The organism is Serinicoccus marinus DSM 15273 (assembly GCF_008386315.1).
Lineage (GTDB): Bacteria > Actinomycetota > Actinomycetes > Actinomycetales > Dermatophilaceae > Ornithinicoccus > Ornithinicoccus marinus.
In genome coordinates this window covers 3,386,514-3,396,644 of record NZ_CP043808.1, presented here as the reverse complement: position 1 = coordinate 3,396,644, position 10,131 = coordinate 3,386,514, and the positions used below count along the sequence as shown (strand labels likewise).

Here is a 10,131-nt window from a genome sequence, read left to right as displayed (position 1 = left end):
GGCGTTGGCAGGTCACGAGAAGGGGTGGCCCAGGTGGGCCGCCCGTGCCGTGTCAGCAAGGAGTCCTCATGTCGTCGGTGAGAGTGGCGGTCGTGGGCGTGGGCAACTGCGCCAGCTCGCTCGTGCAGGGAGTGGAGTACTACCGGGACGCCGACCCGGACGCCTCCGTGCCCGGCCTGATGCACGTGCGCTTCGGCGACTACCACGTCGGTGACCTGGAGTTCGTCGCCGCCTTCGACGTCGACGCCGCCAAGGTGGGTCAGGAGCTGTCCAAGGCGATCCAGGCCGGGGAGAACAACACGGTCACCTTCGCGCAGGTCCCGGACACCGGGGTCATGGTGCAGCGGGGTCCGACGCTGACGGCCTGGGCAAGTACTACGCCCTCACGGTCGAGGAGTCGCTGGAGGAGCCGGTGGACGTCGTGCAGGCGCTGCGCGACGCACGGGCCGACGTGCTCGTGTCCTACCTCCCGGTCGGCAGTGAGGAGGCGGACAAGTTCTACGCCCAGTGCGCCCTCGACGCCGGGGTGGCCTTCGTCAACGCGCTGCCCGTCTTCATCGCGAGCGACCCGGAGTGGGCGGCGAAGTTCACCGAGGCGGGGGTCCCCATCGTGGGGGACGACATCAAGAGCCAGGTGGGGGCCACGATCACCCACCGGGTCCTCGCCCGGCTGTTCGAGGAGCGCGGGGTGGCGCTGGACCGGACCTACCAGCTCAACGTCGGCGGCAACATGGACTTCAAGAACATGCTGGAGCGGGAGCGGCTGGAGAGCAAGAAGGTCTCCAAGACCCAGGCGGTGACCTCCAACATCTCCACCGCGCTCGCGGACCGGGACGTGCACATCGGCCCGTCCGACTACGTCCAGTGGCTGGACGACCGCAAGTGGGCCTACGTCCGGCTCGAGGGCCGTGCCTTCGGTGACGTCCCCCTCAACCTGGAGTACAAGCTCGAGGTCTGGGACAGCCCGAACTCGGCAGGCATCATCATCGACGCGATCCGGGCGGCCAAGATCGCCCTGGACCGCGGGGAGGGGGGCCCGGTCGTCGGCGCCTCCGCCTACCTCATGAAGAGCCCGCCGGTGCAGCTGCCCGACGACCAGGGCCGGGCCGAGGTCGAGGCCTTCATCCGCGGCTGATGGACGTGGGTAGGGTCGGGGAGTGCCCGCCGAGCCGCCCGATCCCCGCTCCAGCCCGCCCGGCGTGCTGACCGGACCGCACGCGGGTCCACGTCGCATCGTCGCCGTCGCCCGGTATGCCGCCGAGCTGGACGAGGCGGCGTCCCGGCTGCGTTCCCTGACCGACCACGGGCACCGGGTCGTGCTGGTGTGGGCCGAGGGGGAGCCGGGACCGTCGTTGCGTTCCTTCCGCGGCCGGGTGCGCGTCGGCGCGGCCGACGCAGGCGGTGCGCGACAGGCGTTGCGCCGTGTGCTGCGACCCGCTCCGGCTGCGTGGTGGCGTGACCGCGGGGTCCTGGCCCGGCGGCTGCGCGGCGACCTGCGCGCCCGACGCACCCTGCACGACGCCGACCTTTTGCTGCCCGTGGGGGCAGAGGCACTCCGCCTCTTCGGTCGGCCCGGTGCCGCGCCGGTCACGCTCCTCACGCACGCCGAGCTGGAGGCCACGAAGCGGCAGGACGAGGTCTGGGTGGGGCTCCGGCGGCGGGTCCGCGCGGGGGCCCACCGCCTGGACCCCGAGCTGGCGACCGAGCTGCTCGACCACGTCGGGCGCACGGGTGGTCGCGTGCCGGCACGGCACCAGCCGCTGCTCGTCCCGCTCGTGGAGGCCCTGCACGCAACCGGGGAGTATGCGCTCGCCCACCGGGTCGTCGGCTTCCTGCCCGAGGCCGCGCCCGGCGGTGATCCCTCGGAGGAGTCGGTGCGCCGTGGTCTGCGGCAGCTGGTCGAGATCTCCCGCTCCGGGCGGGACCAGCCCGGCACGGCCGACGCCGTCCGGTCGCTGCTCGCGGCCGCCGACGAGGAGCTGAGCACCGCGTCACCGGACGTCGAGACCGTCGCGCGGCTGGCCGGCCTGGCGCTGCAGCTGCTCTTCCACCGCGAGCTGCACGCCGACGGGGTCTCCTCCGCGCTGGTGACCGAGCCGGACGCCTACCTCGCCGACTGGCGCGCCTCGCGCGTCGGCCGGCTCCTGGCCGCCCCGGTCCCCCGGGCCCCGGTCCTGCACCGGGCCGCCGGACGGACCGCGGCGACCCGGGACTCCTTCAGGGTCGGGCCGCGGGTGGTGGTGGTGCCCGGTTCGTACCCGCAGTTCGCCGTCCCGGTCCGCCGCGCCCTGGAGGACCGCGCGCAGGTGCATCTCACCGAGCTGCGGACCCGGGACCAGCTGCGGGGGCTGGGCACGCGCCGTGAGCTGGTCCGCGCCCGGCTGGGCCAGGCCCTGGGGGAGGAGTGGGTGCCGGACTACGAGCTGCTGGAGGAGCTGGAGGCGGCCCACGCCCTCTTCGTCGACTGGGCCGACCGCGGGTCGATGGCGGCGGTCATGAGCGCGCCCGCCGGGGTCCGGGTGACCCTGCGCATCCACAGCATGGACGCCTTCTCCCCGTGGATCCACCTGCTCGACTGGAGCAGGGTCGATGTCCTGGTCCTCGTCAGCGACCACCTGCGGCGGATGGTGCAGACCCTCCTCGGCGAGCGGTTGCGGGACACGCAGGTGCGGGTCTTGCCCAACCTCCTGGACCCGGCGCGCATCCCCACCGAGAAGGTCGAGGGCCATCGCCGCCGGCTCCTCATGGTCGGCTGGGCCCAGCGGGTCAAGGATCCGCTCTGGGCCCTGGAGGTCCTGGCCCGGCTCCGGGAGGACGACCCCGCGTGGACGCTGACGCTCGTCGGCACCGACTTCCCGGACGGCACGATCGCCTCGCAGCAGGAGTATGCCCGGGCGTTCCGCGACCGGATCACCCACGAGGACGTGCGCGGCGCGGTGCGCTTCGTCGGCTCGCACCCGGGATCTGGCGCCGCACCTGGCGGCGTCGGGTGTCGTGCTGTCGACGAGCCGGCGTGAGTCCTTCGGCCTGGCGCTGGTCGAGGGTGCCGCCTCCGGCGCCGTGCCGGTCGTCCGCGACTGGCCGGTCTTCGCCCCGCTGGGCGGGGCCCGGGGGCTGTTCGGCGACTGGGTCGTCGACACCGTCGACGAGGCCGTCGCCCGGATCCGGTCGGTCGCCGAGGAGCCGGGGTGGTCCGCGGCCTCGGAGCAGGCCCGCGCACTCGTCGAGCGACGCTTCACGGCAGGAGCGGCCGGCTCCGAGCTCGTCGACCTGATCCTGGGCTCCTGACCGGGGAGATCGCGCCGGGGCGGGACTTCCCCGGTCGGTGCTGCTCGGGTGCTGGTCACCGACCGTAGAAAGTCGTGCCGGGGCCTGACGTCGCCGGTCGGTGGTCAGCCGCGGGCGATCTCGGCCAGCACCTGCACCGCGGCCGAGGTGTGCTCCACCGGCGAGCGGTGCTGCAGCGGCTGGGCGTCGAGCACGGAGCCGGGCTCCACCATGCCCCACACGGAGGTGCCGCTGCCGCGGTAGTCGCTCCACTTGCTCGGCAGGAAGGGGTTGGTCGCGAGCAGCCCGTCGGTCACCGCGTCGCTGACGAGGAGCACGTCCATCCGGGTGCAGAGGGCGAGGAAGTCGAGGTAGCCCACGAACGGCCCGACGCGCACGCAGTCGCCGAGACCGCGGCGCTCCACCTCCCGCTCGACCTCCTCGCGCCGCCCGGCGAAGACGTGCAGGCAGACCTGCGACCGGAGCCGGCCCGGCAGCGCCTCCAGCGCGGCGAGCACGCTGCCCATCCCGCGGGTGGCGTAGAAGTTGCCGAAGTAGCCCAGGTGCCGACGGTCCGGGTCGAGCGGGTAGTCGGGGTCGGCCATCGTGTAGAACGACGGGGGCAGCGTCGGGTGCGGTGAGACCTCGCTGCGCCCCCGGACCCGTTCCACGAGCTGGTCGTCCTCGACCGTCTCGAGCATCAGCTCGCGCTGGTGCTCGTTGGTGAAGACGAGTGTGTCGGCGAGGGCGAAGGCGAGCTGCTCGGCCCACTGGAAGGAGTTGCCGGTCGTCGGTGGCCGGAAGCCGGCGCGCGAGATGCCCCCGCCGAGCACCTCCAGCAGCGGCCCGTCCTGCGCGGGCGCGTGCCGCACCGCCCCGGTGACGTCCCGGGACAACGGGTCGGAGAACTCCGCTGTCCAGCGCATCCCCGGGCGGAGCAGCGCCAGTCGCGCGGCGAGGACGTGGCTGGCGGTGAAGTGCGCGCGGCTGTAGAGGCGGGCGTACCCGGCACCCTCCCGGTCCCACTGCAGGGCCCGTTGGAGGCCGCGCTGGGTGAAGCCGGTGATGCCGCGCCAGGAGGAGAACAGCGTGGGGGACGGCAGCTGGTGGCGGCGGACCACGAGGTGGTCGGCGATGCTCGCCAGCCCGGGGTCGGTGCTGCGCTGGCTGGACATCTTGTTCTGCAGCACGTCGACCGACCGCCCCGCCTCGCGGACCCGCTTGGCGGCGACGATCGCCGAGGTGTCGACGTAGGGCGGGAAGCAGTAGGAGACGACCAGGTCCTCGGCGGGGCCCGACGAGGGGTGCTCGTCGGCGGGGTCGGGCGCCGCGGGGGTCGTCTCAGCCATCGCCCCGCACTCTACTGGCGTCCGCGAGCGCCGCGGCCGGGCCGCCCAGCAGGTCGAGCACGCGGTCGCTCCACGGCAGCGCCACCGGGCGGACCCCCGCGACGAGGTCCAGCGCGCCGGGCTCCTCCCGGTCGGGATCCGGCGAGGACCCCAGCCCGAGCCACAGGACGGCCCCCGGGTCGATCTCCTGGTCCAGCGTGGTGCTCCAGTCCGCTCCTGCGGCGCGGCTGAGCAGCCGCAGCTCGCGCCGTGCGGCGAAGGCCCGGTCCGTGGCGTGCAGCATCGTCAGGGTGCCGGCCTGGGTGGAGGGGTCCCAGCACGTCACCGCTGGTGCGCTGTCCGGCACGGGCTCCGGGCCGAGCAGGCTGGCCTCCGGGCCGGCGCACAGGACCGCCGGACCGCGGCGGAGCAGCAGCTCCACCTGCCGGCGGAGGCGCTCCGGCGCGGTGGTGCCGAGCCGCTCCGCATACGCGTCGAGCTCGGGCAGCGGCCCAGGCCGCCACGTCCGGCGCCCGCCCGACCCGGAGGAGAGCAGGGCCGAGCGCGCGCCCAGCGTCTCGGGCGGCGACGGTCCGTCCGGCAGGAGGGCGGCACCGCTCGCCAGGGTCGTCCCGTCCGTGCTTAACCAGGGGCCGAGCGCACCCACCGGGTCGCCGAGCACGAGGGACCCGTCAGGTCCGCCCAGGACCACGGCCCAGGCACCGGTGAGGGCTGCGGCCCGCGTGGCGGCGCGGTCGAGCGAGGGGTCCTCGACGACGAGCTGGTGCAGGAGGTCGGCGACCGGTGCCGGTCCGTCCCGTCCGTCCGGCAGGTCGCACGGCTCACCCAGGACCAGGGCGAACCTGCCCTGTCGGCCCGAGAGCGCCGCCGGGAGCGACGGATGCCGGTGCAGGCCGAGTGATCCGGGCAGCTCGGTGTGCAGGAAGCCGTCCGGGATGCTGGTGCTGGGCGATCTCCGGGCGACGAGGGCGTATCCCCAGGGCAGGCCGGGGCCCTGCGGTGTCGGGTCGGCGTCGTGCGGCCCTGCCGGGTCGGCTGGGCGCGGCGTCCGGCGCCACGGCAGCAGGTCGGTGAGGCGTCGCAGCCGGGTCGGTCCCGGAGGTGTCGGGGCTGCCACTCCCGGCCGGGCTGGCGAGGCGCGCTGCGGGGCCGCCGGTCCTCGGGCGGGCTCGCGGACACCCAGGTCGTCCAGGAGCCGGTGGAAGAGCACCTTGTCGCGACGCAGCGGGTAGGGCAGCGAGAGCATCGTCTCCAGCAGCCGCCGGTCGTTGAAGGGGAGCAGCACCCGGTGCCCGAAGTCGCCGTCGCAGAACTTCTGCCATCCCCAGCGGCCCATCCGCTGCTCCCAGTAGACGAGGTCGTAGGCGTCGTGGCCGAGCAGGTCGGCCTCCGACAGCGGCGCCTGCTCCAGGTAGTCCCCGTAGAGCTGCTCGGCAAGGTCGTCGTGCGCCCCTGGTCGCCCACCGGCGAAGATCCGCGTGAGCCACCGGGCGTCCAGCTCGTGCGGCGGGCGGGTCACCGCCTTCGTGTAGGTCGTGGCGATCTCGGCGCCGTTGCTCTGCAGCTGCACGAGGTCGGCGGGCAGGTCCGCCCACATCGCGTGGGCGGCGCCCCGAGAGGTGATCCGTGGGGCGTAGGTGCGCCGGCTCACGACGTCGAAGGTGCCCCCGCGCGGCGGCTGCCGCCAGCGCAGCACGCGGTGCGGCAGCCGGAGCTGCCCGGCGACGTCGCGGGCGCCCAGCACGTCCTGCACGGCGGAGTCGCTGCCGACCGCCTCGCGAGGGTTGACGTAGGTGAAGGCGAACCCGTCCCGCGCGCGCAGTGCCGGTGCCGCTGCCGCGGCGCTCACCCTGCTGTCCAGCCCACCGGTGAGGCTGACCGCGGGGCGACCCAGGTCGGCGAGCAGCCGGAGGTGCGCGGTGAGGCGCTCCCGGAACTCGGCGTGGACCGTCTCCACGTCCGGGTTCTCCACCCGGGGCTGCCACGGCCAGAAGCGCTCGTAGCCGGTGACCGGCCCGTCCGCGCCCACCCGTAGCCGGAGCATCGTGTTGGGCAGCACCGCCCGGACTCCCCGGTAGGCGGTCCGGACTCCCGGCAGATAGCTCACCCGGCCCGCCATCCGTTCCCGCAGCGTGGCGAGCAGGGCCTCGGCCTCCGGATCCACCTCGAAGCGGAGAGCATCGGCGACCAGCACGGGAGAGCTGCCGACGGCGGCCCGGTCGGCGGTCCGTCCGACGAGGACGGGCTGGCTCGCCATGGTGTCCGGGACGACGAGGAGCTCCGGGTCCGGCCCGCGCCCCGCGACCGCCTCCTCGCCGGTGCGGTCCGCGGTCCGCGCCACGAGGGTGAACCTGCCCCCGAGGTATGCCGTCTCCCGCACCAGGGCCTGCTCGCCGCCGGTCGCCCAGGTGTCGGCGAGCCGGCGCGCGACGGTGGGGCCGTCGTGCGTGCCGCGGGCGACGTCGACCGGGTGGCCGAGGAGGATGAGGTGCCCGCGGTGCGAGGACGCGCTCGCCGCGACGGTCCGGGGCTGCAGCCAGAGCGTCGCTCCAGGCAGGCTCACGGTGTCGCGGCGCCATCTCTCGACCTCGCTCGGCGCACCGTCCCGGCCGGCTCCGACGAGGAGCAGGTAGCCGTGCGGGTGGGTGCCCGCGAGGACCGCGGCAGGGTCGACGTCCACTCAGGCCAGCTCCAGGGAACGGGCGAGGACGGCGGCGATGCGCGGCCCCGCCTGACCGTCCCAGAGCGGCGGCACGGGCGTGGACCCGGGCGCCGGTCGGCCGGCCGCCAGGGTGCCCGCGACCGCGGCGGGCAGCTCGTCGTGGGTGGTCAACGTGTTGGTGCCGTGGGTGATCGTCACCGGTCGCTCGGTGTTGGGGCGCAGGGTCAGGCAGGGCACGCCGAGCACCGTGGTCTCCTCCTGGACCCCCCCGGAGTCGGTCACGACGACCGCGGAGCCCTGCACGAGCGAGAGGAAGTCGAGGTAGCCCAACGGGTCCACGGCCCGCACCGCGGGGTGGTCGGTCAGCCCGGCGGCGGCCAGCTTGGGACGGCTGCGAGGGTGCAGCGGGAGCACGACCGGGCACTGGTCGGCCACAGCGTGCAGCGACGCCACGACGGTGCGGGCGTAGGCCTCCTCGTCCACGTTCCCCGGACGGTGCAGGGTCGCGGCGACGTAGGACGACGCGTCCAGGCCGATCGCGTCGGCGACCCGGGCGGGGTCGAGCCGGTGCCGGTGACGCAGCAGGGTGTCGATCATGGGGTTGCCCACGAGGTGGACCGCGGCGGCGTCCACGCCCTCGGCCGCCAGGTTGTCCGCGGCGTCCTGGCAGGTCACGAGGAGCAGATCGCTGATCCGGTCGGTGACCATCCGGTTGATCTCCTCCGGCATGCGCCGGTCGAAGGAGCGCAGACCCGCCTCGACGTGGGCGACGGGGACGTGCAGCTTGGTGGCTACGAGCGCGGCGGCCACCGTGGAGTTGACGTCGCCGTAGACGACCACGAGGTCGGGACGCCGCTGCGTCAGCACCTGCTCCAGGCCCACCATGGCGGCGGCGGTCTGGGCACCGTGAGGTCCGGACCCCACCCCGAGGTCGACGTCCGGGCGGGGCAGGCCGAGCTCGGTGAAGAAGACCGTGCTCATCCGGTCGTCGTAGTGCTGACCGGTATGCACCAGGAGCTGGTCGACGTCGTGTGCGCCGAGCCCCTCGATCACCGGCGCCGCCTTGGGGAAGTTCGGTCGCGCGCCGGTGACGTGGACGACGAGCGGCCGCGGCCGGCTCGTGCTCACCGGTGCTCCCCGACCGGTCCCGCCCGGAGGTCCTCCGGCAGCCGGGCACCGATGGCGCGCACCAGGCGCTCGTCGAGCGGGTCCAATCCGTCTGCCCCCGCCCGCGCGAGGTGCCACAGCTGGTAATGGTCGACGATGCCCGCGACCCGCCGGGCGACGTGATCCTCCCAGCCCGCCGGCCCGCCGTGGCCACCACCCGCGAAGGCGGCGCGCGGCACGAGCAGCTCGAGGACGACGTCGTGACGCCGCGCCGCGGCGAAGACCGGCCGGTCGAGGACGAACAGCGGCCGGAAGGTCGCCAGCTCGGCCTGCAGCGCGGCGACCCGCTCGATCAGCCCCTCCGCCTCGGCCTCCTCCAGACCGGTCGCCAGCACCCCGACCACGGGCAGCCGCGAGACGTCGGGACCCGTGACGTGCCGGCCGCCCCGCAGCGGGACGTCGACGTGCCCGGCGCCGTGCCGGGGGGCGAAGACGCGCCACGCGAGGTCGGTGAGCGTCGGGCTGCGCCGCACCCGGGGCAGCACCTCCTCCAGCGCCAGTCGGTAGCCGGGGGCGCGTCGGAGCAGGCCCGCCAACCGGGCCATGCGCTGCTGCTGCCGACGCTGCGCGTCCGTCGCCGCGGTCATGCCGCGCTCGCCACGTCGAGGATGGCCGCCGCCGCGGCCGCCGCACCGTTGCCGGGATCGGCCGCCCTCGCGGCCTTTGCCAGCTCCGTCCCGTGGTCCAGGAGCTCGCCGACCAGTGCGCCCGCTCGGCCGCCGGTGAGCGTCGGGGCGCTCAGGGCCCAGCCGCGGCGGGCCGCCTCGTCCGCACGCCCCTCCTGGTCGTCCAGCGAGGTGTGGCGGTTCGGGACGAGGATCGTCGGCACGCCGAGCCGCAGCGACTCGTGGACCGAGTTGTAGCCCGCCGCAGCGATGACCAGGTCGAAGGCGCGGTAGTGCTCGGAGAGCGGGAAGTGCCGCACGAGGTGCACGTCCCCGGAGTAGGCGTTCTCGGCGATGGCGGGGGCGGTGACGCAGACCCCGATCCCGCGCTCGGTCAGCGCCGCGGCCGCCGCCCCGACCTCGTCACCGGTGTCGTTGATGTTGCCGGCGCCGAGCGAGACCAGCGCCAGCGGGCCGTGTTCCGGTAGCCCCAGCGCGGCCCGCGCGGCATCGCGCTCCTGCAGCTGGTGGGCGTCGACGAGCGTCACCGGCGGCACCCGGACCACCTCGGTGTCCGGCACCTGCGCGGTCGCGCCGCGGTCGGCCGCCGCGCACAGGTCGCCGGGCTCGAGGACCGCGTCGAACCAGGCGCCCTTCTCCAGCTGGTCGGTGTTGCGCCCGGGCCGCCACATCCCGCGCCGCGACCAGACGGCGCGGGTGCGCGGATGGCTCGCCAGGGCCGCGTCCAGCCCGGAGTAGGGGTGGGTCCCGTCGAAGACCAGCACGTCGGGGTCGACCCGGTCCAGGATCTCGGCGAGCTGGTCGGCGAAGAGCCGGCGCCAGGCGGCCGGTCGGAGCCCGGAGGACCCCTGCGAGACGAGGTACTCCCAGGGCAGCCCCTCGGCGCTGACGACCGGCACCGCCTGCGACAGCGACACGACGTGACGGTGGACGTCGTCGGGCATCCGTCGGCCGTACGCCAGCAGTCGAGTCAGGTGCCCCATCCCCGCGCCGTTGCTGGACAGCAGGAGCACCGACGACATACCGGCGATCATGGCACAGCGCGATATGCTCAGGGCGC

Annotated in this window: 7 protein-coding genes and 1 pseudogene; 3 read left to right on the top strand and 5 right to left on the bottom strand. The window is 74.8% G+C overall.

Going from position 1 to position 10,131, the window contains the following annotated elements; genetic code table 11:
• Positions 1 to 68: 68 nt before the first annotated feature.
• The 3 genes and pseudogenes from FU792_RS16455 (at position 69) to FU792_RS16445 (ending at position 3,288) form a co-directional block, all read left to right on the top strand.
• A pseudogene (locus tag FU792_RS16455) lies at positions 69 to 1,135 on the top strand (inositol-3-phosphate synthase).
• A gap of 22 nt (positions 1,136 to 1,157) precedes the next feature.
• Entirely contained in the window at positions 1,158 to 3,017 is a 1,860-nt protein-coding gene (locus tag FU792_RS16450; protein ID WP_149814912.1) for a glycosyltransferase, read from the top strand.
• A complete protein-coding gene (locus tag FU792_RS16445) occupies positions 2,995 to 3,288 on the top strand; it encodes a glycosyltransferase family 4 protein (RefSeq protein ID WP_149814911.1) in 294 nt (97 codons plus the stop codon). The genes FU792_RS16450 and FU792_RS16445 overlap by 23 nt, the downstream gene beginning before the upstream one ends.
• A 104-nt stretch (positions 3,289 to 3,392) precedes the next feature.
• On the opposite strand, the gene FU792_RS16440 is transcribed toward FU792_RS16445, so the two are convergent.
• The 5 genes from FU792_RS16440 to FU792_RS16420 are packed head-to-tail and all read right to left on the bottom strand — an operon-like array spanning position 3,393 to position 10,093.
• On the bottom strand, positions 3,393 to 4,616 hold the full coding sequence (locus FU792_RS16440; RefSeq protein WP_022923486.1) for a glycosyltransferase family protein: 1,224 nt from the start codon (positions 4,614 to 4,616) through the stop codon (positions 3,393 to 3,395).
• A complete protein-coding gene (locus tag FU792_RS16435) occupies positions 4,609 to 7,296 on the bottom strand; it encodes a hypothetical protein (RefSeq protein WP_022923487.1) in 2,688 nt (895 codons plus the stop codon). The genes FU792_RS16440 and FU792_RS16435 overlap by 8 nt, the downstream gene beginning before the upstream one ends.
• Positions 7,297 to 8,406 carry a non-hydrolyzing UDP-N-acetylglucosamine 2-epimerase gene (gene wecB, locus FU792_RS16430; protein ID WP_022923488.1) on the bottom strand — a complete coding sequence of 370 codons (1,110 nt, stop codon included), beginning with the start codon at positions 8,404 to 8,406 and terminating at the stop codon, positions 7,297 to 7,299.
• On the bottom strand, positions 8,403 to 9,032 hold the full coding sequence (locus FU792_RS16425; RefSeq protein ID WP_022923489.1) for a hypothetical protein: 630 nt from the start codon (positions 9,030 to 9,032) through the stop codon (positions 8,403 to 8,405). Before FU792_RS16425 ends, wecB begins: the two co-directional genes overlap by 4 nt.
• Positions 9,029 to 10,093, bottom strand: coding sequence for a UDP-N-acetylglucosamine--LPS N-acetylglucosamine transferase (locus FU792_RS16420; RefSeq protein WP_022923490.1), 1,065 nt, complete (start codon positions 10,091 to 10,093; stop codon positions 9,029 to 9,031). The genes FU792_RS16425 and FU792_RS16420 overlap by 4 nt, the downstream gene beginning before the upstream one ends.
• Positions 10,094 to 10,131 lie beyond the last annotated feature (38 nt).